Here is a 22,727-nt window from a genome sequence, read left to right on the forward strand (position 1 = left end):
TAACCGGATTGACTAACGATCGAACGAATCAGATGCCGCTTTTCACGGTGCTCCAGACCCGGGTCATGGCCCGCATGTCCTTGGCGTCCTGGGTCTTCTGCGGGAACAGACGCTCGCGGGTGGCTTCATCGGGGTAAATCGCCGGGTTGTTGCGCACATCGGCGTTCAACAATGGCGTGGCTGCCGCGTTGCTGTTGGCGTAATGGATGTAGTCGGTGACGTCCGCCATCACCTGCGGCTGCATCAGGTATTCAAGAAACTTGTGGGCATTGGCGACATGGGGCGCGTCGGCCGGGATGTACATGTTGTCGAACCAGATCAACGAGCCTTCCTTGGGAATGAAATAGGACAGGTTGATGTTCAGCTTGGCTTCTTCGGCGCGAGCCATGGCCGTCGCGTAGTCGCCTGACCAGGTCATGGCCATGCACACATCACCGTTGGGCAGGCTGGTCAGGTAATTGACCGAATCGAACTTGCGGATGTACGGCCGCACCGACAGCAGCAGTTCCTGCGCCGCCTTCAGGTCCTCGGGCTTGGCGCTGCGTGGATCGCGGCCGAGGTACTTGAGGGCCAGGGGGATCACTTCGGTGGGCGCATCGACCAGGGTCACGCCGCAGTCGGCGAAGCGCGAGACGATCTTCGGATCGAAAATCATCGCCAGCGAGCCGATCGGCGCATCCGGCATGCGCTCCTTGATCTTGTCGACGTTGTAGGTGATGCCGTTGCTGCCCCAGGTGTAAGGCGCCGAATAGGTCGGGCCCGGGTCGAACCCTTGCAGGTCTTGCAGGACTTTCGGGTCCAGGTTGCTCCAGCCCGGCAGCAGTTTCTTGTCCAGTGGCTGGAACACCTTGGCCTGGATCAGCGGCGGCGCAAGGGAGGCATTGAGCACGACCAAGTCATACCCGGAGTGGCCGGTGAGCAACTTGGCCTGCACCGTTTCATAGGCATCGAAGGTGTCGTAGATCACCTTGATGCCGGTGGCCTTTTCGAAATCGGCCAGGGTTTTCTCGCCGATGTAGTCCGCCCAGTTGTACAGCCGCAGCGTATTGCTGTCGTTGACCTCGCCAGCGTGGGCACTCAGGGTCAGGGGTACAACAAACAGACTGGAAATCACCTTAAGCAGTGTCTTGCCCATAGCAAATGCACCTTATCAAGCGAGTTCGGCTCTGGATGAGCGGATGACCCTACTATTGGTGGATTCGCCGGACCGCACCATACCCCGAATGGGTGTGTGGGCGGCTTTGACGGCGCGATATGGCAAAAAGCATCAGGTCGGTTGACCCGTTTTGTCATAGCTGTGGGGCTAAGCTGACGCTTAAAGTGGCCGTCGAACCGACTCTGCAAGAGCCAGCAATGACCGACCTGATCAAGCAAGACCATCACGATGGCGTGCTGACACTGACCATCGATCGCCCGGACAAGCTCAATGCCCTGACCAATGGCATGTACACGCGCCTGGCCGACCTGCTGTTTGCGGCGGACGAGAACAACGAAATCCGCGTGGTCATCGTGACCGGTGGCCCGAATTGCTTTACCAGTGGCAACGACCTGGTGGACTTCCTGCAAGATCCGCCAACGCACCTGGACAGCCCGGCATTCCGCCTGATGCGCGCCGTGACCCACCTGCAGAAGCCGTTGATTGCGGCGGTGTGCGGGGCGGCCATCGGCATCGGCACCACCCTGCTGCTGCATTGCGACCAGGTGCTGGTGACCCGCAACGCCAAGCTGCGCACGCCGTTCGTCAATCTGGGCCTGTGCCCCGAGTTCGGCGCCAGCCTGCTGCTGCCACGCCGCCTGGGCCAGGCTCGCGCCGCGCGCTTGCTGCTGTTGGGCGATAGCCTCGACGGCAACGAGGCGGTGGCCTGGGGCCTGGCCAACGAAGCCTTCGATGACGGCGAGCAATGCCTGGCCGCGGCAGAAAAGATCGCCCAGCGCTTCCTGGCCATGCCTCCGCAAGCCTTGCGTCAGTCCCGACAACTGATGACCCAGGCCGGCATGGCCGAACTGCAAGCCACCTTGCGCGAAGAAAACCTGCTGTTCATCCAGCGCCTCAATACCGTCGAGGCGAAAACGGCCTTGAACGCCCTGCTCAATCGCAGTACAGATAAGAATCCACCGAAAGGAACACAGCCATGAACACTCCGGAAATTTACGTCGTCAGCGCCGCCCGTACCGCCATTGGCACCTTCGGCGGTTCCCTCAAGGACGTACCACCGGCCGAGCTCGCGACCACTGCAGTGAAAGCCGCCCTGGAACGCGCCGCCGTGGACCCGGCGCTCGTCGGCCACCTGGTGATGGGCCACGTGATCCCGACCGAAACCCGCGACGCCTACATCTCCCGGGTCGCCGCGATGAACGCCGGCATCCCGAAAGAAACCCCGGCCTACAACGTCAACCGCCTCTGCGGCTCCGGCCTGCAAGCGATCATCAGCGCCGCGCAGACCCTGATGCTGGGCGATGCCGACATCGCCGTCGGCGCCGGTGCCGAATCCATGAGCCGCGGGCCGTACCTGCTGCCATCCGCCCGTTGGGGCGCGCGCATGGGCAATGTCCAGGCCGTCGACTACATGCTGGGCATCCTGCATGACCCGTTCCACAACATCCACATGGGCATCACCGCGGAGAACGTCGCCGAACGCAACGGCATCACCCGCGAAATGCAGGATGCCCTGGCTTTCGAAGACCAGAAACGCGCCGCCCATGCAATTGCCAACGGCTACTTCACCGAGCAGATCGCGACCGTGGAAATCCCGGATCGCAAGGGCACCAAGCTGTTCAGTGTCGACGAGCATCCACGCGCCACGTCCCTGGAACAGTTGGCGGCGATGAAGCCAGCCTTCAAGAAGGACGGCTCGGTCACCGCCGGCAACGCCTCCGGCCTGAACGACGGTGCTGCGGCACTGGTCATGGCCACCGGCGCGGCGGTACAGGTCAACAACCTGCGCCCACTCGCCCGCCTGGTCAGCTACGCCCACGCCGGCGTCGAACCGACACTGATGGGCCTGGGCCCAATCCCGGCCACCCGCCTGGCACTCAAGCGCGCCGGCCTGACCGTCGCCGACATGGACGTGGTCGAAGCCAACATCGCGTTCGCGGCGCAAGCCTGTGCGGTCAGCCAGGAACTGGATCTGGATCCGGCCAAGGTCAACCCGAACGGCTCGGGCATCGCCCTGGGTCACCCGGTGGGCGCGACCGGCGCCATCATCGCCACCAAGGCCATCCACGAACTGCACCGCACCGGCGGCCGTTACGCGCTGGTGACCATGTGCATCGGCGGCGGCCAGGGGATCGCGGCAATCTTCGAACGCGCCTGACCCCCCTGCTCCCTGTAGGACCTGTAGGACCTGTAGGAGCTGTAGGAGCTGTAGGAGCTGTAGGAGCTGTCGAGTGAAACGAGGCTGCGATCTTTTGATCTAAAAAAATCAAGGTCAAAAGATCGCAGCCTGCGGCAGCTCCTACAGGACCGTCTCAACCGTCAACATCACCGCGCCGCCGCTTCGACCGCCATCCACGACCCGCCCCCTCCTCCAAACGAACACCTGACAGCCGGCAGCAAAAATCATTTGCGACTAAATATGACATACGTCATATTACGTGCGTAATTAAACCCACAGGTACCTCTTCATGACCAGCATGCCCGCCGTAGAGCCCGACCTTGCCGTCCCGGTGAACACTCGCAAGCCGCTGCTCAAACGCCTGCTCCTGCCGACATTGGGCATCGCCGCGCTGGTGCTGGCCGGCGTGTATGCCGCGCACTGGTGGACCAATGGCCGGTTCATCGAGGAAACCGACGACGCCTACATCGGTGGCGACGTGACGGTGATCGGGCCAAAAGTGGCGGGTTACATCGAAGAAGTGCTGGTGACCGACAACCAGAAGGTCAAGGCCGGCGATGTGCTGGTCCGTCTCGATTCGCGGGACTACCGCGCCAACCTGGCCAAGGCCGAAGGCGCGGTCGCGGCGGAAGAAGCCCTGCTCGCCAATCTCGACGCCACCGAACAACTGCAACAGGCCGTGATCGGCCAGGCCCGCGCCGGCATCGATGCTGCCGGTGCCGAAACCGCCCGCTCACGCGACGACGATGCGCGCTATAAAAAGCTCGTCAGCACCAGCGCCGTCTCAGTGGAAAGCGCGCAACGGGCCAACGCCACGTTCAAGACGGCCCAGGCCCAAAGCAACCGCGCCCAGGCCGAACTGCTGGCCGCGCAACGGCAATTGAATGTGATCGCCACCCAGAAACAGCAAGCCCGCGCCGCCTTGATCCAAGCCAAAGCCGAACGCGACCTGGCGCAGTTGAACGTCGGCTACACCGAATTGAAAGCTCCCGTGGATGGCGTGATCGGCAACCGCCGCGCCCGCACAGGCGCTTATGCCCAAGCCGGCTCGCAACTGCTGTCGGTGGTGCCGTCCAGCGGCTTGTGGGTCGATGCCAACTTCAAGGAGGACCAACTGGCGCACATGGTCCCCGGGCAACGGGTGACCATCCGTGCCGACGTGCTCTCCGGCCAGGAATTCCATGGTCACCTGGACAGCCTGGCGCCGGCCAGTGGTTCGCAGTTCAGCGTATTGCCGCCGGAAAACGCCACCGGTAACTTCACCAAGATCGTCCAGCGGGTACCGGTACGCATCCACCTCGACCCGGCCGACAGCGTGCTTGGCCACCTGCGTCCCGGCCTGTCGGTCACCGCCGAAGTGGACACGCGCAAGGAGCCTGAAACCCCAGCCGTGGCCAGCGCGCCATGAGCCGCGCCCTCGCCGCTCCGGCCCAACCGTTCAATGCAGCGAGCATGGCGACGGCGACCAAGGTCTTCGCCTTCGCCAGCATGTGCATCGGCATGTTCATTGCGCTGCTGGATATCCAGATCGTCTCGGCATCGCTGCGCGACATCGGCGGCGGGCTCTCCGCCGGCACCGACGAAACCGCCTGGGTGCAAACCAGTTACCTGATCGCCGAAATCATCGTGATTCCGCTGTCGGGTTGGCTTTCGCGAGTGTTCTCGACACGCTGGCTATTTTGCGCGTCGGCAGTGGGTTTCACACTGACCAGCCTGCTCTGCGGCGCGGCCTGGAACATCCAGAGCATGATCGCCTTCCGCGCCCTGCAAGGCTTTCTCGGCGGCTCGATGATCCCGCTGGTGTTCACCACGGCGTTCGTTTTTTTCACTGGCAAGCAACGGGTGATCGCCGCCGCGACCATCGGCGCGGTCGCGTCCCTGGCCCCGACCCTGGGGCCGGTGATCGGTGGCTGGATCACCGATATATCGTCCTGGCACTGGCTGTTCTACATCAACCTGGTGCCGGGGATTTTCGTCGCGGTGGCCGTGCCGATGCTGGTGAAGATCGACCAGCCGGAATTGTCGCTGCTCAAGGGCGCCGACTACCTGAGCATGGTGTTCCTGGCGCTGTTCCTCGGCTGCCTGGAATACACCCTCGAAGAAGGCCCGCGCTGGAACTGGTTCAGCGACCGCACCATCCTGACCACCGCGTGGATCAGCGGCCTGGCCGGCCTGGCGTTCATCGGCCGCACCCTGCACGTGGCCAACCCGATCGTCGACCTGCGTGCCCTCAAAGACCGCAACTTCGCCCTCGGCTGTTTCTTCTCGTTCGTCACCGGCATCGGCCTGTTCGCAACCATCTACCTGACACCGCTGTTCCTCGGCCGGGTCCGTGGTTATGGCGCGCTGGACATTGGCCTGGCGGTTTTCTCCACCGGCGTGTTCCAGATCATGGCGATTCCGCTTTATGCCTTTCTGGCCAACCGCGTCGACCTGCGCTGGATCATGATGTCCGGCCTTGGCCTGTTCGCCTTGTCGATGTGGGATTTCAGCCCGATCACCCATGACTGGGGGGCCAGGGAACTGATGCTGCCGCAAGCCCTGCGCGGAATTGCCCAGCAACTGGCGGTCCCGCCCGCCGTGACCTTGACCCTCGGCGGCCTGGCACCGGCGCGACTCAAGCATGCTTCGGGGTTGTTCAACCTGATGCGCAACCTGGGCGGCGCCATCGGCATTGCCGCGTGCGCGACCATCCTCAATGACCGCACCAACCTGCATTTCACCCGGTTGGCGGAGAACCTCAACAGCACCAACGAAGCGCTCAACCAGTGGCTGTCCCAGGTCGGCAACAACTTCGCCGCCCTCGGCCAGAGCGGCGACCTGGGTGTCACCGCGAGCCTGCATCAGCTCTGGTTGCTGACCTACCGCGAAGCGCAAACGCAAACCTACGGTGATGCGTTCCTGATGATCATGGTCTGCTTCATCATCGCCACGGCGATGGTGCCCTTGATGCGCAAGGTGCAGCCACCAGCCGCGCCGAGTGCCGATGCGCATTGAGGCTCGACACGGGGCCGGGACGATAAATCAGGCCTGAGGCGTCTTGCGAAAGCCCACTGCCAGACGGTTCCAGCCGTTGATAGTATTGATCGCCACAGTCAGGTCGACCATTTCCTTGGGCGTGAACTGGGCGCTGACCACTTCGTAGTCTTCGTCCGGCGCATGGGTCAGGCTCAACTGGGTCAGGGTTTCGGTCCAGAGCAGCGCGGCGCGTTCGCGGTCGGTGAAGAATGGCGCCTCGCGCCAGGCCGTCACGGCGAACAGGCGGCGTGGGGTTTCGCCGTCCTTGATCGCGTCGGCGGTGTGCATGTCGATGCAGAAGGCGCAGCCGTTGATTTGTGAAGAGCGCAGCTTGACCAGTTCGATCAGGCTTTTTTCCAGCGGCAGTTTTGATACCGCCGATTCCAGGGCGATCATGGCCTTGAGGGCGTCAGGGGAAGCGGTGTAGAAATCGATACGCTGTTGCATGGCATGTTCCTGGGCAAGTGGGTGTGGCACTAAGTTAGCCCCCGGGGCGGCGTGCACAAATAGCCAATCCTGCAGAAGTCGAGGAGGCCAATGGTCCCTCGCGTCCATCAGACCCGACTACGCAGCCACTGCAAGAACCCTTTCTTCGGCACAACGACGGGCACATCCGCGATCAGCGACTGGGCCTTGTTCAGGCGGAATTCCATCAAGGATTTCATCGCATCGTTGATGTCCTGGCGGGCATCCAGACAGGGCTTCAAATACTGCTTTTCGATGCGATAAAGCGTGCATGGGGTTTTCGCGGTGAAATGGGCGGGCAGCGCGCTGTCGGTCAGGATACCGGCCTCGCCGATCACCTCCCCCGGCCCCATGCGTCCGGATTCGATAGGTATACCGTTGCGGTTCAGCGTGACCGAAACCACCCCGGACTCGATGATGAACAGGTGATCGCTGATCTCCCCCGCCTCCAGGATCGTCTCGCCGATGCGGAAGGTTTGCAGGGCCATGTTCTGGCTGAAGGTTTCTTTCTCTTCGTGGCGCAGGGAGGAAAACAGCGGCGAGCTGTCGAGTAGCGCCCGTGGCCGCGTGATGTCGCTTGAGGGGCTGGGTTCGACACTCGACAGCAGATGGATCCCCGATGCTCGCAAATGCCGGTACGCCAGGTCGAACAGTTGATTGCGTGCCGAGCGCTTTTCGCTCATCGAGGCGACAAAGCCGCTGATTTCGTATTCGTTGCCGGAAGCATTGGAGCTTTTGAGCGCGACTTTGGGGCCGGGTGAAGTCAACATGTTCCGGCAGCCCTGCATCGCGCGCTCGAGGGCATCGATCACGGTTTGTGGGCGGACGTGGGGGCTGACCTGCAGGCTGATCGACAGGCCGAACATATCGCTGGGCCGACTGAAGTTGGTGATCTTGGCCTTGGCCGCCAGCGAGTTGGGAATCACGATCATGCTGCCCTGGGAGGTCTGCAATCGCGTGGCCCGCCAGTCGATATCGATGACCCGGCCTTCGGTGCCGTCGATGGCGATCCAGTCATCCAGTTGATAGGGCTTGGTGGTGTTCAGCACGATCCCGGAAAATACGTCGCTGAGGGTGCTTTGCAAGGCCAGGCCGACGATGATCGCCAGGGCGCCGGAAGTGGCCAGTACGCCCTTGACCGGCAGATTGAGCACATAAGCCAAGGCGGCGATGACCGCGACAAGAAAAATCACAGCACCCAGCAGGTCCTGCAGCAGTCGCCCGGTATGTCCCACCCGTTGCATCAGTCCCGCACCGATCAGCACGGTCAGGGTGCGCGCAGCGAACAGCCACCAGCCGATCTGCAACCCCGTGGCCGCCAGATGCAACGGTACATTGTCGACCCAGGGTGCGGGTTCCAACGGGTTCATGCCTTCGTTGAACAGCACCAGGCTGTACAGGGTGAAAATCACCGGCCGAACCAGAAGCTTCACGTTGTGGCCACGGGTACCGATCAAGCGCCACAACAACAGATCGATCAGGATCAAGGCGAAAGCGCAGATCAACGGGTGTTCGGTGAGCAATGACAGCATCAAGCAGCTCCGGCACGGGACAATGAGCGAAAGATCTCACAGATTGGCCAGAGTGTAGGAGCAATTGGTGGCTTCGGAACACTGTAGGAGCAAGCTTGCTCGCGAAAAGGCCAGCACCTTCCACATCGTGGCGCCAGACAGACCGCTTTCGCTGGCAAGCCAGCTCCTACAGAGGGCAATGTGTGCCTGGTTTATTTACTGTTGGTCAGCGTGCTGTAGCTGGTCATCAGGTTGCGGTAGTCCGGAATGTGGTTGGAGAACAGCGTGCCCAGGCCTTCGATGTCGTTGCGCCAGTCGCGATGCAGCTCACAGGCCAGGCCGAACCAGGTCATCAGCTGCGCGCCAGCGGTGGACATGCGGTTCCACGCCGATTCACGGGTCAGCTCGTTGAAGGTGCCGGAGGCGTCAGTGACGACGAACACATCGAAGCCTTCGGCCAGCGCCGAGAGTGCCGGAAACGCCACGCACACTTCAGTGACAACCCCGGCAATGATCAGTTGTTTCTTGCCGGTAGCCTTGATCGCCTTGACGAAGTCTTCGTTGTCCCAGGCATTGATCTGGCCAGGACGCGCAACATAGGGCGCGTCCGGGAACAGCGCCTTGAGCTCGGGCACCAGCGGGCCGTTGGGGCCGGTTTCGAAACTGGTGGTGAGGATGGTCGGCAGCTTGAAGTACTTGGCCAGGTCGGCCAGGGCCAGCACGTTGTTCTTGAACCGGTCCGGGTCGATGTCGCGCACCAGCGACAGCAGGCCTGTCTGGTGATCCACCAACAGAACGGCGGCGTTGTCCTTGTCGAGACGTTTGTAGGAAGTTGTCATGGCAATGGTCCTCGCGTGTTATCGATGCCGAATAAAAGTCGGCGTGGGTGTCCCGGTTAGCGCTGGGAATCCAGCGTTTCATGTTCGTTCGCCACTTGTTGAGCCTTGAGGTAACTCTCGATCAACAATTGATAATGCGGCATGGCCTGGGCGTAGACGGCGGCCCACTGCTCGGCGTCCGGACGGTTCCACGAGCCTTGCAGCTCTGAGAGCGTAGCCATGATGTCGATCGGCACCACCCCGGCCTGGGCCAGGCGGGCAACTGTCAGATCAGTGGCCAGTTTGGAGTGGTTGCCCGAGGCATCGACCACGGCGAACACTTTGTAGCCTTCATGCACCGCGGCAATGGACGGAAACGCCAGGCACACGCTGGTCAGGGTGCCGGCGATCACCAGGGTTTTCTTGCCGGTGGCTTTCACTGCCGCGTGAAACTCCGGGTTGTCCCAGGCGTTGATTTCGCCCTTGCGCGCCACGTACTGGGCATGCGGTGCAGCCTCGTGGATTTCCGGAATCAGCGGCCCGTTCGGCCCTTGGGGCACGGAAGCGGTGGTGATCACCGGCATCTTCAGCAAGGTGGCCGCCTTGGCCAGGGCAATGGCGTTGGCGCGCAGTTGCGGTACATCCATGTCCTTGACGATCTGGAACAGTCCGCTCTGGTGATCGATCAACAGCATGGCGCTGTCATTGGGGTCGATCGTCGGTTTCTGGCCATTGAAATTGGCTGCATTGACGGTGTTCATCAGTGTTTCCTCTTTTTGACAGGCAACAGCCATCCCTGGCCTGGGAACCGGCCTACTCATCCTGTGTAGAGCGGGTTGTTGAAGCGAAACGGATTAACCGTGCATCTGGCCGAAGCGACCGGACTGGAAATCGGCGAACGCCTGGTGGATTTCCTGCTCGGTGTTCATCACGAACGGACCGTGTCCGACGATCGGCTCGTCGATCGGTTCGCCACTGAGCAGCAGCACTACCGCGTCCTCACTGGCTTCGAGGGTCATCTGATCGCCCTTACGGTCGAACAAGGCCAACTGCCCTTGGCGCACCGACTCCAGGCCGTTGACCTCGATCGTGCCGCGCAACACCACCAGTGCGGTGTTGCGTCCTTCATGCAGATCCAGCGTGAGCAACTTGCCAGCATTCAGGCGCAGGTCCCAGACGTCGATGGGGGTAAAGGTGCGCGACGGCCCCGTGTGGCCTTCAAATTCACCGGCGATCAAGCGCAGGCTGCCGGCGTTGTTCTTCAAGGCAATGCTCGGGATGTCGCTATCGAGAATCGTCTGGTAACCGGCGTCGGCCATCTTGTCCTTGGCCGGCAGGTTGACCCACAACTGGACCATTTCCAGGGTGCCGCCGCTCTTGGCGAAACCTTCGGAGTGAAACTCTTCATGGAGAATCCCCGAGGCCGCGGTCATCCATTGCACGTCGCCGGGGCCGATCTTGCCGCCACTGCCGGTGGAGTCGCGGTGTTCCAGTTCACCCTTGTAAACGATAGTCACGGTTTCGAAACCGCGGTGCGGATGCTGACCAACGCCACGTCGCGCGGTGGTCGGTGTGAATTCCGCGGGGCCGGCGTGATCCAGCAGCAGGAACGGGCTGATGTGCTTGCCCAGGTTGTCGTAGGAAAACAGCGTGCGAACCGGAAAACCGTCGCCGACCCAATGGGCCCGTGGGCTGGTGTAGATACCGATGATGTTTTTCATGGTGTCTCCTGATGAGGTGAGTGAAGCCATGGACAGAGCTTAAAACTGCGACCTTTGTTGCGCTAGACTGCAAAAATCAGCTTTAGCGTTCTATCTGGAGAACGATGATGGAAGACCTCAACACTCTCTATTACTTCACCCAAGTGGTCGAACATCAGGGTTTCGCCGCGGCCGGACGGGCCCTGGACATGCCCAAGTCCAAGCTCAGCCGACGCATCGCCGAACTCGAAGAACGCCTCGGCGTACGCTTGCTGCACCGTAGCAGTCGCCACTGTTCGCTGACGGAAATCGGCCAGGCGTATTACCAGCGTTGCCTGGCAATGCGGGTGGAGGCGGAAAGCGCCGCCGAACTGATCGAACGTAACCGCTCCGAGCCCCAGGGCGTGGTGCGCATCAGTTGTCCGACGGCGCTGCTCAACTCCTGGGTCGGGCCGATGCTGACCCGCTACTTGCTCAAGTATCCGCTGGTGGAGCTGTTCATCGAGAGCACCAACCGCCGGGTCGACCTGATCCACGAAGGGTTCGACATCGCCTTGCGCGTGCGATTTCCGCCGCTGGAAGACACCGACATGGTGATGAAGGTGCTGGGCAACAGCACCCAGAGCGTGGTGGGCAGCCCGGCCTTTTTGCCGCGCCTGTCGACACCCGCCTCCCCGGCCGACCTCAGTGGCTTGCCGAGCCTGCACTGGGGGGCGGCGCAACGTGAGTACCAGTGGGAATTGTTCGGTGGTGATGGCAGCAGCGCGCTGATCAGGCACTCGCCACGGATGGTCACCGATGACCTGTTGGCCTTGCGCCACGCGGCGGTGGCCGGCATCGGGATTGTCCACCTGCCCAGTGTGGTGGTGCGAGATGAGATCAAGGCCGGCCAATTGGTCGAACTGGTGCCGGGCTGGGCGCCCAGGAGTGGCGTCATTCATGCGATCTTCCCGTCGCGGCGTGGCCTGCTGCCGTCGGTGCGTAGCTTGATCGACTTTCTGGGCGAGGAGTTCAGCCGCAGCGATATTGCCTGACAGCAGCTGCAGGTTTTCAGCTGCAAGCGTCAAGTTGATTTGAGGGGTAGCGGAGATTTTATTCTGAACATAATATGGTTTGAAAATTACAACCATAATATTCGTTTTCTTCAGAGGACTTACACATGCAAAGCCCAACCCGCGAGGCCACGCTCGCCCAATGGATCGCCCAGGAACAGGCCATGCGCGCCCGCTTGGCCGGGCCTGGCAGTTTGTCCATGGCCGAAGTCAGTGCGCTGACTCCCGCCGAATTTTTCGAGGGCATCGGCAACGGTGAACTGCCCTCGCCGCCCATAGGCACGCTGATGGATTTCATCCCTGTCGAATGGTCCGCCGGGCTGTTCGTCTTCCAGGGCACTCCGGATGCGCGGCATTACAATCCGCTGGGCACCGTGCACGGCGGTTATGCCGCGACTTTGCTGGATTCGTGCATGGGCTGCGCGATCCATACGCAACTGAAAAAAGGCCAGGGTTATACGACGCTGGATCTGCGCATCAGTTATGTCCGGGCGTTGAACAGCGCCAGCGGACCGGTGCGGGCCGAGGGCAAGATTGTGCATCTGGGGCGTTCGACGGCGCTGGCCGAGGGGCGGATTTATGATGTGGATGGACGGTTGTATGCGACGGGGACGACGACTTGCATGATTCTTGAGGCTCGGGGTTAAGCCTGTAGGCCGAGTCGTCCCATCGTCGGAACGCCGCCCGGGGCAAGCCCAAGGGCCTGGCGCCAGCCTGGGATTAAACCGCCGGGTTCAAGCCGCAGCCCTGCTCAAGACTGCGGTCCAGGCGCGTCATGACTTGGTGCAACTGATCGACGGCGGCGTCGATCAGTGCGGCATCGCCCTCGCCACAGGCACGCTCCAGTTGCTCGCAACACGCCACCAGCGCCTGCGCCCGGACCATCTGCGCGCCACCCTTGATGCGGTGCGCCAGGTCCTTCAAGCCGTGGTAGTTACCACTGGCATGTTCTTGCCGCAGACGTTCGCGATCATCGCGATTGGCAACGGCCAGGTCATGCAACAACTGAGTGATCAGTTCATTGTCGGCCCCTGTGTAGCGTTGCAAGCCGCTTAAATCGATTTCGCTGCTGGAAGGCGCTGCGCTCAGGCCTGGCGATTCGCTGGAAAAACGCGTGGCCAACCAGGCGCTCAGGTCGACCAGTCGAATGGGCTTGAACAGGCAATCGTCCATCCCCGCTTCGATACAACGCATTTTCTCCTCGGGTTGAGCGTTGGCGGTGAAGCCCAGGATCACCGTTGGCGACCCCAGCTGGAAGCGTTCCTCATCGCGGATCGCACCCGCCAGTTCATAACCGCTGACCACCGGCATGTTGCAGTCGGTGACGACCAGATCGCAAGCGTGTTCACGCCATTGCTCGAACCCTTGCTGGCCATCCTCTGCGAGCAGCACCCGGTGCCCCAGGTAACTCAGTTGCCGCGAAAGCAGCAAGCGGTTGGCCGGGTAATCGTCCACCACCAGAATCGTCAGCGGCCGGGTCCTTGCCGTCGATTCACTCGGCGCCATTTCAGTGCCGGGCAACGTCTGCAATGCCTGCAGTTCAAGGCTGATGTCCAACCGGGTTCCGCGTCCCAGGACGCTGGAGAGTTGCAAGCGCCCGCCCATCATTTCGCACAGCGTGCGGCTGATCACCAGACCCAGGCCGGAACCCTGACGGCCTGATTGCTGACGGTTGCCGGCCTGTACGAACGGGCTGAACAGGCGTTGCTGGTCAAAGGCGCTGATACCGCTGCCGCTGTCCTCGATACGCACACTGACCGCGAGACGCTCCGCCGACGCGGGCACGACTCGCAAGCGCAGGCTGACCTCGCCTTTGTGGGTGAACTTGATGGCATTGCTCAGCAGATTGGACAGCACTTGCTTGAATCGCGTGGGATCGATCAACACATCGCGGTCGCTGTGCTCGTCCAGTTCGACCCGCCACTGCAGGCTCTTCTGCCGGGCCAGGCCCTCAAAGACCCGGCACACCGACAGCACCAGCGCCTGCAGATTGGCTCGCTCCGGCGTCAGCGACAAGTGCCCGGACTCGATACGGGCAATGTCCAGGATGTCGCCGATCAAGGCAAGCAACTGTTGCCCGGCATCTGACGCCACCTCGATGGCCGGGCGATCGGTCACGCCCTCATCGGCGCTTTTCAGCGCCAGTTCAAGCATGCCGATAAGGGCATTCATCGGCGTGCGGATCTCATGGCTCATGGTTGCCAGGAACGTGGTCTTGGCCCGGTTGGCATCGTCGGCGGCGTCCTTGGCCTCCTGCAATCGGGCCAGCCATTGCTGGCGCTGACGGATCTGCCGGCGCTGCCAGGCGATCCAGGCCAGGGCCAGCAAGAGCAAGGCGCCGGCCACCGCGAACGCCTGGAAAATGCTCTGGCGATGGCGCAGCCAATAGCTCTGTTCCACCATCAGGTCATTGCGCCAGGGCAGTATCAGTTCGTCGATTTCTTCCGGGGGGATACTGAGCAAGGCCTTGTCCAGGATCGAGTGCAACTCGCTGGCCTCGCGCCCGGTCGCCAGGGTACTGCGCGCGGGATCGATGCCCACCGTGCTGGTGACCTGGAGGCGATCACGGTACTGCCGGGAGATCAGGTAACGGGCGCTGATCAATGAGTTGATGGCACCTTGTGCCTTGCCTTGGGCGACCATTTCCATGGCATCGGCCGACAAGGGCGCATCCACACACCGGATCAACGGGAAGTGTTGGCGAACGAACTCGCCTGAGATATTGCCCTGGGTCAGCGCCAGGGTTTTTCCGGCCAGGTCATCCAGGGTCCTGGGGCTGTCCGGCGCCAGGCGCGTCACCAGCACCGATGGGCTGGTCAGGAACGCCCGGGTAAACAGCAGGTCTTCCTCACGCAGGGAACTCAGGCCGATACCCGCCAGCACATCGACCTCGCCACGCTTGATCGCTTGCACCATCTGCGCCACCGACGGCATGGCGCGGATGTCGAATTGCAAGCCGGTGCGCAAACTGATTTTCGCCAGCACATCGACACCGATGCCGCGAAACCGGCCTTCACTGTCCAGGAAAGTAATCGGCGGGATGTTCTCGTTGATCGCCACGCTCACTCGCGGGTGCCGGTCGAGCCATCGCTGCTCGGTCACACTCAGTTGCAGGGACTGCGTGCCCGGCATGGACACCCCGCTCGCTCCCCAGCGGCGCTGGATGTTCATCTGTTCATTGGCCGTTATCAACGCCAGGGCCTTGTCGACAATGCGCAGCAGCGCCGGGTTGTCGCCGGCCATGGCAAAGGCGAAGCGCCCGGATTCCATGGGCGAGAAGTCAGCCAGCTGGACGTTGTTCAGGTAGTTTTTGCTGATCAGGTAATGGGCGCTGATCGCATCGCCCAGGTACACATCCGCCTGGCCGAAGGCGACGGCCCCGACAGCCGCCAGTGTCGAGGGGAACAGCTGAACCTGGGCCTCGGGATAGAACCGCTGGACGTTTTGTTCAGGCAAGTAGTGGTAGAGCATCGCCAGGCGCTTGCCGGCCAGTGTCGGGTCCAGCACCTGGAGTGCATCAACGCGGGTCACCAATACCGGCTGATCCACCGCATAGGCGCGGGACATTTTTAGTTGCGGGTCCTGGGACTCGTAGCTGTTGGAGGTTCCCAGCAGGTCTGCCGCGCCTTGCTTGACGGCTCGAACGGCGTCTTCGCGCGATGGATAGCGCCGGACTTCGATCTCTACCCGCAGCAACTGCCGGAGCAGATCGGCGTAGTCGGCGGTCACCCCCTCGAGCGTGTGGTCGGTGGTGATGTCGAAAGGTGGATAATCCGGGGCTGAAACGGCCAGCACCAAACGGTCTTTTTGCTGCAACCAGCGCGCATCGGCGGCCGACAACCGCAGCACTTGGCCCTCCACGCTGGAACGGCCCAGCAAGGTCAAGGTTTGCGGCTGCGCGCAGACACTAGATACCCAAAGGCAAAGGGCCAACAGCAGGTATCGAATGGCGTTCATTCAGATCAAGTGATGACGTTGGGCAAGATCCCTCAGGTGCACCGACGACTCCACGTTGAGTTTTTCAGTCAAGCGGGTCTTGTAGGTGCTGACGGTCTTGTGGCTCAGGTGCATGATTTCGGCGATTGCCTTGTTGCTCTTACCCTGGGCCAGTTGCTGGAAAATCGACAACTCGCGATCTGAAAGCCTGTCGATCATCTGTTTTTCACTGCGTTGCGCCTGGCTCAGGGACACGGAGCTTGTGGGCAACCGGGTGAAATAGGTGTAGCCGGCCATCACGGCCTGCACGGCTTTTTGCAAATGCTCCAGATCGTTGGTCTTGGCGACGTAGGCCATGGCACCGGCGCGCATGCAACGATCCTGGAAAAACGCCGGTTCCTGGGCAGTGAACACCACCACCTTACATGGCATCTCCTCGATCTGGATCCGTGCCAGTACATCCAGGCCGTCGAGCGACGGCAGGTTGAGGTCCAGCACAATCAGTTCCGGTTTATTATCGCGGATCATCGGCAAAACTTCGTTACCGCAGGCCGCTTCGTGGATACGCTTGTATCCCAAATGCCTGAGTACGCTTTTGACTGCACCGCGAACCACCGGATGATCGTCCACAGCCATCGCTGACTTCATGGCAACTCCCTATGCATAAACACGACGTTCGGGCACTGACGGCCCATGGGCAAGAACCCGAAATGAACACAGCAGCTGCGCATAGACTCTTGCACGTAAAAACCGATCGGACTACCTGACAGAAATGACAGTCGCGACGAACGGTAGAGGTCGATCAACGACCGCCATCAACCGCTGGATAGTCGCCAGGTCCGGCAGCAAGGCATGGCTCACTTGGACTTTTTGCCTTGCAGAGGGCGCGGTGGGGCGCAGTTGCGCGCGCTCGCCGTCGAAAATCAGCGCGTGCGCCACCTGCCGGTTGTCGAGACAGAAATCCAGCAGGTCGAGCTTGCCGTCGGCCATGCCAGCATTGATGACCAGCAGATCGAAGGGTTCGCAACCGTACTCGACCAGGTTCAGCAGCTCTTCGAGGCTGTGCACCGGCGCCACGCGAAAATAATCGAGCTGGTTGAACAGCCGCTCGATTTTCATCCGGTTGAAGTGTTGTGGGTCAGCGATCAGGATGCGTAAGGACTTGTTGGGCAACGTGCCCCCCCGGGTCAGATTGATGAGGGGGCAAGACTACGGAAGACCTGCCGAGCGTTCTGTAGGAAAAATCCGAAATACTGCCCGCTTAATCTGACGCTGGTGATACGTGGGGGAATCGCAGGGTTCTTCAGGGCCTCATCGCCAGCAGGCTGGCTCCCACAATAGATCTGCGTACACAGGTCAAATGTGGGAGCCAGCCTGCTGGCGATGGCGGCCTCACAGCCGCCGAAGTTCTCAGCTGGCAGTCGCCAACAACAGATCCACCACCGAACGATGCCCACGGTTCTTGCCATGGTCATACAACGACCCGGCGATCTCGTCCGCACGAATCGGCAGGATCGACAGCAAGGTATCGCTCAAGCCATGGCTGGCCTGGCAGAAGCCCTGCATATAGATGCCGGCCTTGCAGCGCTCGTCGGTGATCAACTTGTAGTTGCGGTCCACCTCGAAATCACCCAGGTACTGTTCCAGCGGGGCCAGCAGCTTGCGGTGCATCTGCCGCTCGTAACCGGTGGCCAGCACCACGGCGTCGTAGTGACGGACCGCAATTTCGCCGGTGGCTTTGTTGCACATCGTCAGTTCAATGCCGCGTTCGGTGGCGGTGGCTTTAGAGAGAGTGGTCAGGGTACGGAACGCATGGCGGGCAACGCCCGAAACTTTCTGCCGGTAGAAAATCCCGTAGATCCGCTCGATCAGGTCAATGTCCACCACCGAATAGTTGGTGTTGTGGTACTCGTTGACCAGGCGCTCACGCTCGCTGCTCTCCTGCTGGAACACCAGGTCGGTGAACTCCGGCGAGAACACTTCGTTGACGAACGGGCTGTCGTCCGCCGGCTTCAGGGCCGAACCGCGCAGGATCATGTCGACCTGCACCGACGGGAAGCTGTCGTTGAGGTCGATGAAGGCTTCAGCCGCGCTCTGCCCGCCACCGATAATCGCGATACTCATCGGCTGGTTGTTCACGCACGGCTGCTTGGCCATCTGCGCCAGGTACTGCGAATGGTGGAACACGCGGTTGTCGCCCTTGAGCGCCTTGAACGCCTCGGGAATACGCGGCGTACCGCCCGCGCTGACCACCACCGAACGGGTGGTGCGCACCTGTTGATGCCCGGTGCTATCGCGGGAAATCACCCGCAGCGCTTCGACCTGCTGGTTGTGCAGCACCGGTTCGATGGTCAGCACTTCTTCGCCGTAACGGCTCTGCTTCTCGAATTGCGCGGCCACCCAGCGCAGATAGTCGTTGTACTCCATGCGGCACGGATAGAAGGTGCCCAGGTTGATGAAGTCCACCAGGCGCCCGTGGGCCTTGAGGTAATTGACGAACGAATAAGGACTGGTCGGGTTGCGCAGGGTCACCAGGTCCTTGAGGAAGGAAATCTGCAGCTCGCTCTGGGTCGACAGGGTGTTGCCATGCCAGCTGTAGTTGGCCTGCTTGTCGAGAAACAGTACATCCAGCTCGCCCTGGGTCGGCCCGCGCTCCTGCAGGGCGATGGCCAGCGCCAGGTTCGAAGGGCCGAAACCAACGCCGATCAGGTCGTGAACGATGGGCGATGCAATTGCCTGTGTCATTTCCAGTGTCCTCTGGATAAGCCCCCGAGCGGCGGGGAGATAAGCCTAAGTGACCTGACCGGCCTTGAGCAGGACAGCAGGTCGTCTGTTGATTAGGAACGAGGACAGTGAAATAAAATTTAACAAGAACGGATGTACGCGAAGATCAATGGGCATCCCATTGGCGCATCCGCACCCGGCAATGCTTCATCGCATTGACGATGTGTTTTTCGACCAAGGCCTTGGAAATGCCCAGGTGTTCGGCGATCTGCGGGTGCGACAGGCCTTCGATCTTGCGCAGCAGGAAACTCTCGCGGCACAGGCGCGGCAATTCCGCCAGGGCGCGCTGGAGCATGTCCAGGCGCTGGCCGTGATCGAGGCTGCTGAGGGGCGATGGGCTGAAGTAGCGCTCTTCGTTGTCGAGCACGTCCAGCGACTCGACCTGGCGCAACGCATTGCGCCGGTGATCGTCGATCACCAGGTTCAAGGCCGTGCGATAGAGGAAGGCCCGGGGCTGCTCGATCGGCGTGTCGCTGGAGCGCTCCAGGACTCGCAGATAAGCGTCATGCACCACATCTTCGGCGACCTGGCGGTTGCCGAGCTTGGCGTTGAGGAAACACACCAGCTCTCGATAGTAGTTTTCCAACATGACTCCCGTCCGCACGGGTGCGGTTACTGTCCTTGAGCCCGCTACTCGACCACAAAAGCTGGCAGTGGCACGATAGTGGCAGTTTGAGATGCGTAATTTATAGTAATTCTCATATAGATTTAAAGTATTGCTTTGGCTTGCCCGACAAATAGTCATGGTCTACGGCTTGCACGCCCCCGTAGGAGCTGCCGAAGGCTGCGATCCTTTGATCTTTAAAATCAAAAGATCGCAGCCTTCGGCAGCTCCTACAGGGGCAGGTGTAACGCCGTGTGTCCGGGCCTAAATTCCCTGCTGCTGTCCTCGTCTACAAGGACAGCTCCATGTCCCTGCCGGCTCCACGGCAGTGTTCAACTGCTTTGGAACCCTGCATGAAACGTCCCCGTCACACCCGACGCGCCCTGCTTGTAGCACTCAGCCTGATCCCCGTTATCGCCGTTGCGGCCTGGCAGTTCATCCCGCCCGGGCGTGACCAGTTCGCCACCGTGCAGGTCACCCGCGCCGACATCGAAAGCAGTGTCACGGCATTGGGTACCCTGCAACCCAGGCGTTATGTCGACGTCGGCGCCCAGGCTTCCGGGCAGATCCAGAAGATCCATGTGGAAGTCGGTGACCGGGTCAAGGAAGGTCAGTTGCTGGTGGAAATCGACCCTTCCACGCAACAGGCCAAACTCGATGCCGGGCGCTTCTCCATCGAAAACCTGAAAGCGCAGCTCCAGGAGCAACGCGCGCAACACGACCTCGCCCAGCAGAAATACCAGCGCCAGCAGCACCTCAAGGCCGGCAACGCCACCCGCGAAGAAGACGTGCAGACCGCCCAGGCCGAACTGCGTGCCACCCAAGCGCGCATCGACATGTTCCAGGCACAGATTCGCCAGGCCCAGGCCAGCCTGCGCAGCGATCAGGCCGAGCTCGGCTACACGCGGATCTATGCGCCGATGTCCGGCACCGTGGTCGCGCTGGATGCCCGGGAAGGCCAGACCCTCAATGCCCAGCAGCAGACCCCGTTGATCCTGCGTATCGCCAAGCTGTCGCCGATGACCGTGTGGGCCGAGGTCTCCGAAGCCGACATCGGCCACGTCAAACCCGGCATGAACGCCTGGTTCACCACCCTCAGCGGCGGCACCAGGCGCTGGCAAAGCACCGTGCGGCAGATTCTGCCCGTACCGCCCAAACCCCTGGACCAGACCAGCCAGGGTGGCGGCAGCCCCGCCAGCTCGAGCAAAAGCGGCAGCGCGCGGGTGGTGCTGTACACCGTGCTGCTGGACGTCGACAACGCCGACAACGCGCTGATGGCGGAAATGACCACCCAGGTATTTTTCGTCGCCGATCAGGCGCAGAACGTGCTGACCGCGCCGATCGCCGCCCTGCAGGCCGGCGCGCAAGCCGACAGCCAGACCGCGCAAGTGGTGGCCAGGAACGGCAGCATCGAACAACGCAACGTGCGCACCGGCATCAGCGACCGCCTGCGGGTGCAGATCCTCGACGGCCTGCAGGAGGGCGATCACTTGTTGATCGGCCCGGCCGACGGGAGTGGCGGTTGAATGCAGACGCCCCTGATCTGCCTTTCTGACATCCGCAAAGCCTACGGCGGTGGCGACGCCCCTGAAGTCCATGTGTTGCGCGGTATCGACCTGTCGATCCATGCCGGCGAGTTCGTGGCGATCGTCGGCGCCTCCGGTTCCGGCAAGTCGACACTGATGAACATCCTCGGCTGCCTCGACCGCCCTACCTCAGGCGAATACCGTTTCGCCGGAGAAAACGTCGCCGCCCTGGGCAGCGATGAACTGGCCTGGCTGCGCCGTGAAGCCTTCGGGTTCGTGTTCCAGGGTTACCACCTGATCCCGTCGGGCTCGGCCCAGGAAAACGTCGAGATGCCGGCGATCTACGCCGGCACTCCGGCCGCCGAGCGCCATGCCCGCGCCGCGGCCCTGCTCGAACGCCTGGGCCTGGCCACGCGCACCGGCAACCGCCCGCACCAACTGTCCGGCGGCCAGCAGCAACGGGTGTCTATCGCCCGCGCCTTGATGAACGGCGGCCATATCATTCTCGCCGACGAACCCACCGGCGCCCTTGACAGCCACAGCGGCAAGGAAGTCATGGCGCTGCTCGACGAGCTGGCGAGCCAGGGCCACGTGGTGATCCTCATCACCCACGACCGCGAAGTGGCGGCGCGGGCCAAGCGCATCATCGAGATCCGCGACGGCCTGATCATCAGCGACAGCGCCCGGGACAATCCCGCCGCGCAAACCTCGGCCAATCCCGGTGCGCTGCAGGCCGTGGACCTGCGCAAGCGCCTGACGGAAGGCGCGCAAGCCAACGGTGCCTGGAAAGGCGAACTGGTCGACGCGGTGCAAGCCGCCTGGCGGGTGATGTGGATCAACAAGTTCCGCACCGCGCTGACCCTGCTGGGGATCATCATCGGCGTGGCGTCGGTGGTGGTGATGCTGGCCGTCGGCGAAGGCAGCAAGCGCCAGGTCATGGCCCAGATGGGCGCGTTCGGCTCCAACATCATTTACCTCAGCGGCTCATCGCCCAACCCGCGAACGCCGCTGGGCATCGTCACCCTGGACGAAGTCAAGGCGGTGGCGAGCCTGCCCCAGGTGATGCGCATCATGCCGGTCAATGGCCAGGAAGCCGGGGTACGTTTCGGCAACCTCGACCACCTGAGCTACGTCGGCGGCAACGACACCAACTTCCCGGCCATCTTCAACTGGCCGGTGGTCGAAGGCAGTTACTTCACCGAGGCCGATGAACAGAACGCAGCTGCGGTCGCGGTGATCGGCCACAAGGTGCGGACCAAACTGCTCAAGGACGTGGCCAACCCCATCGGCCAGTACATCCTGATCGAAAACGTGCCGTTCCAGGTGGTCGGCGTGCTCGCGGAAAAAGGCGCCAGCTCCGGCGACTCCGACAGCGACGACCGCATCGCCATCCCCTACTCCGCCGCCAGCGTGCGGCTGTTCGGTACCCACAACCCGGAATACATCGCGATTGCCGCCGCCGATGCGCGCAAGGTCAAGGAGACCGAGCACGCCATCGAACAGTTGATGCTGCGCCTGCACAACGGCAAAAAGGATTTCGAGCTGACCAACAACGCGGCCATGATCCAGGCCGAAGCACGCACGCAAAACACCCTGTCGCTGATGCTCGGGTCGATTGCCGCGATTTCGCTGCTGGTGGGCGGCATCGGCGTGATGAACATCATGCTCATGACCGTACGCGAACGCACCCGCGAGATCGGCATCCGCATGGCCACCGGCGCCCGCCAGCGGGACATCCTGCGCCAGTTCCTCACCGAAGCGGTGATGCTCTCGGTGGTCGGCGGCCTGGCCGGGATCGCCCTGGCGCTGATCGTCGGCGGCGTGCTGATCCTCAGCGAAGTCGCCGTGGCGTTCTCCCTGATAGCGGTGCTGGGCGCCTTCGGCTGCGCCCTGGTCACCGGTGTTGTCTTCGGCTTCATGCCGGCCCGCAAAGCTGCCCGACTCGACCCGGTCACGGCCCTTACCAGTGAATGATCTC

19 protein-coding genes are annotated in these 22,727 nt (G+C 62.0%); 8 read left to right on the forward strand and 11 right to left on the reverse strand.

The genetic code is table 11. The features are described 5' to 3' along the window. Positions 1-28: 28 nt before the first annotated feature. Positions 29-1,135 carry a polyamine ABC transporter substrate-binding protein gene (locus SOP95_RS09090; protein WP_274075489.1) on the reverse strand — a complete coding sequence of 369 codons (1,107 nt, stop codon included), beginning with the start codon at positions 1,133-1,135 and terminating at the stop codon, positions 29-31. A 218-nt stretch (positions 1,136-1,353) separates the two neighbouring features. On the opposite strand from SOP95_RS09090, the gene SOP95_RS09095 reads away from it, so the two are divergent. The 4 genes from SOP95_RS09095 (at position 1,354) to SOP95_RS09110 (ending at position 6,332) form a co-directional block, all read left to right on the forward strand. Continuing rightward, positions 1,354-2,136: an enoyl-CoA hydratase-related protein gene (locus SOP95_RS09095; protein WP_323606878.1), complete on the forward strand. Its 783-nt coding sequence runs from the start codon at positions 1,354-1,356 to the stop codon at positions 2,134-2,136. Continuing rightward, positions 2,133-3,314 (forward strand): acetyl-CoA C-acyltransferase family protein, encoded by a 1,182-nt coding sequence (locus SOP95_RS09100; RefSeq protein WP_323606879.1) that lies wholly within the window; start codon positions 2,133-2,135, stop codon positions 3,312-3,314. Before SOP95_RS09095 ends, SOP95_RS09100 begins: the two co-directional genes overlap by 4 nt. 310 nt (positions 3,315-3,624) lie before the next feature. Then, complete coding sequence (locus tag SOP95_RS09105) at positions 3,625-4,743, forward strand: HlyD family secretion protein (protein WP_274075492.1); 1,119 nt, start codon at positions 3,625-3,627, stop codon at positions 4,741-4,743. Then, positions 4,740-6,332 carry a DHA2 family efflux MFS transporter permease subunit gene (locus SOP95_RS09110; RefSeq protein ID WP_274075493.1) on the forward strand — a complete coding sequence of 531 codons (1,593 nt, stop codon included), beginning with the start codon at positions 4,740-4,742 and terminating at the stop codon, positions 6,330-6,332. Before SOP95_RS09105 ends, SOP95_RS09110 begins: the two co-directional genes overlap by 4 nt. Before the next feature lie 27 nt (positions 6,333-6,359). Here SOP95_RS09110 and SOP95_RS09115 read toward each other — a convergent pair whose 3' ends face one another. The 5 genes from SOP95_RS09115 to SOP95_RS09135 form a co-directional block, all read right to left on the reverse strand. Beyond that, entirely contained in the window at positions 6,360-6,800 is a 441-nt protein-coding gene (locus tag SOP95_RS09115) for a carboxymuconolactone decarboxylase family protein (protein ID WP_274075494.1), read from the reverse strand. Positions 6,801-6,907: 107 nt separating this feature from the next. Further along, on the reverse strand, positions 6,908-8,350 hold the full coding sequence (locus SOP95_RS09120; protein ID WP_323606880.1) for a mechanosensitive ion channel domain-containing protein: 1,443 nt from the start codon (positions 8,348-8,350) through the stop codon (positions 6,908-6,910). Positions 8,351-8,541: 191 nt separating this feature from the next. Continuing rightward, positions 8,542-9,168: an isochorismate family cysteine hydrolase YcaC gene (gene ycaC / locus SOP95_RS09125; protein WP_274075496.1), complete on the reverse strand. Its 627-nt coding sequence runs from the start codon at positions 9,166-9,168 to the stop codon at positions 8,542-8,544. A 56-nt stretch (positions 9,169-9,224) separates the two neighbouring features. Then, positions 9,225-9,908, reverse strand: a complete 684-nt coding sequence (locus SOP95_RS09130; protein ID WP_274075497.1) for an isochorismatase family protein — start codon at positions 9,906-9,908, stop codon at positions 9,225-9,227. A gap of 93 nt (positions 9,909-10,001) precedes the next feature. Continuing rightward, positions 10,002-10,868 (reverse strand): pirin family protein, encoded by an 867-nt coding sequence (locus tag SOP95_RS09135; RefSeq protein WP_323606881.1) that lies wholly within the window; start codon positions 10,866-10,868, stop codon positions 10,002-10,004. Positions 10,869-10,972: 104 nt separating this feature from the next. On the opposite strand from SOP95_RS09135, the gene SOP95_RS09140 reads away from it, so the two are divergent. Next, complete coding sequence (locus SOP95_RS09140; protein WP_323606882.1) at positions 10,973-11,881, forward strand: LysR substrate-binding domain-containing protein; 909 nt, start codon at positions 10,973-10,975, stop codon at positions 11,879-11,881. 125 nt (positions 11,882-12,006) lie between these two features. Beyond that, on the forward strand, positions 12,007-12,546 hold the full coding sequence (locus SOP95_RS09145) for a PaaI family thioesterase (RefSeq protein ID WP_323606883.1): 540 nt from the start codon (positions 12,007-12,009) through the stop codon (positions 12,544-12,546). A 73-nt stretch (positions 12,547-12,619) separates the two neighbouring features. On the opposite strand, the gene SOP95_RS09150 is transcribed toward SOP95_RS09145, so the two are convergent. The 5 genes from SOP95_RS09150 to SOP95_RS09170 all read right to left on the reverse strand — a co-directional run bounded on the left by SOP95_RS09150 (position 12,620) and on the right by SOP95_RS09170 (position 19,208). Next, positions 12,620-15,856, reverse strand: coding sequence for a transporter substrate-binding domain-containing protein (locus tag SOP95_RS09150; protein ID WP_323606884.1), 3,237 nt, complete (start codon positions 15,854-15,856; stop codon positions 12,620-12,622). Continuing rightward, the gene (locus SOP95_RS09155) at positions 15,857-16,483 is read right to left on the reverse strand and encodes a response regulator transcription factor (RefSeq protein WP_274075502.1); all 627 of its coding nucleotides are present in this window, start codon (positions 16,481-16,483) and stop codon (positions 15,857-15,859) included. It lies immediately after the preceding gene. A 111-nt stretch (positions 16,484-16,594) separates the two neighbouring features. Then, positions 16,595-17,008, reverse strand: a complete 414-nt coding sequence (locus SOP95_RS09160; protein ID WP_274075503.1) for a response regulator — start codon at positions 17,006-17,008, stop codon at positions 16,595-16,597. A 237-nt stretch (positions 17,009-17,245) separates the two neighbouring features. Beyond that, positions 17,246-18,580 carry a lysine N(6)-hydroxylase/L-ornithine N(5)-oxygenase family protein gene (locus tag SOP95_RS09165; RefSeq protein ID WP_274075504.1) on the reverse strand — a complete coding sequence of 445 codons (1,335 nt, stop codon included), beginning with the start codon at positions 18,578-18,580 and terminating at the stop codon, positions 17,246-17,248. A 145-nt stretch (positions 18,581-18,725) separates the two neighbouring features. Continuing rightward, positions 18,726-19,208: a sigma-70 family RNA polymerase sigma factor gene (locus tag SOP95_RS09170; protein ID WP_168758677.1), complete on the reverse strand. Its 483-nt coding sequence runs from the start codon at positions 19,206-19,208 to the stop codon at positions 18,726-18,728. A gap of 368 nt (positions 19,209-19,576) precedes the next feature. Here SOP95_RS09170 and SOP95_RS09175 point away from each other — a divergent pair, with 368 nt between their 5' ends. Both SOP95_RS09175 and SOP95_RS09180 read left to right on the forward strand, forming a co-directional pair. Continuing rightward, positions 19,577-20,749, forward strand: a complete 1,173-nt coding sequence (locus SOP95_RS09175) for an efflux RND transporter periplasmic adaptor subunit (RefSeq protein ID WP_274075505.1) — start codon at positions 19,577-19,579, stop codon at positions 20,747-20,749. Next, positions 20,750-22,723: a MacB family efflux pump subunit gene (locus tag SOP95_RS09180; RefSeq protein WP_274075506.1), complete on the forward strand. Its 1,974-nt coding sequence runs from the start codon at positions 20,750-20,752 to the stop codon at positions 22,721-22,723. The last annotated feature ends 4 nt before the right edge of the window (positions 22,724-22,727 follow it).

It is taken from the genome of Pseudomonas sp. YuFO8 (genome assembly GCF_035065025.1).
Lineage (GTDB): Bacteria > Pseudomonadota > Gammaproteobacteria > Pseudomonadales > Pseudomonadaceae > Aquipseudomonas > Aquipseudomonas putida_AE.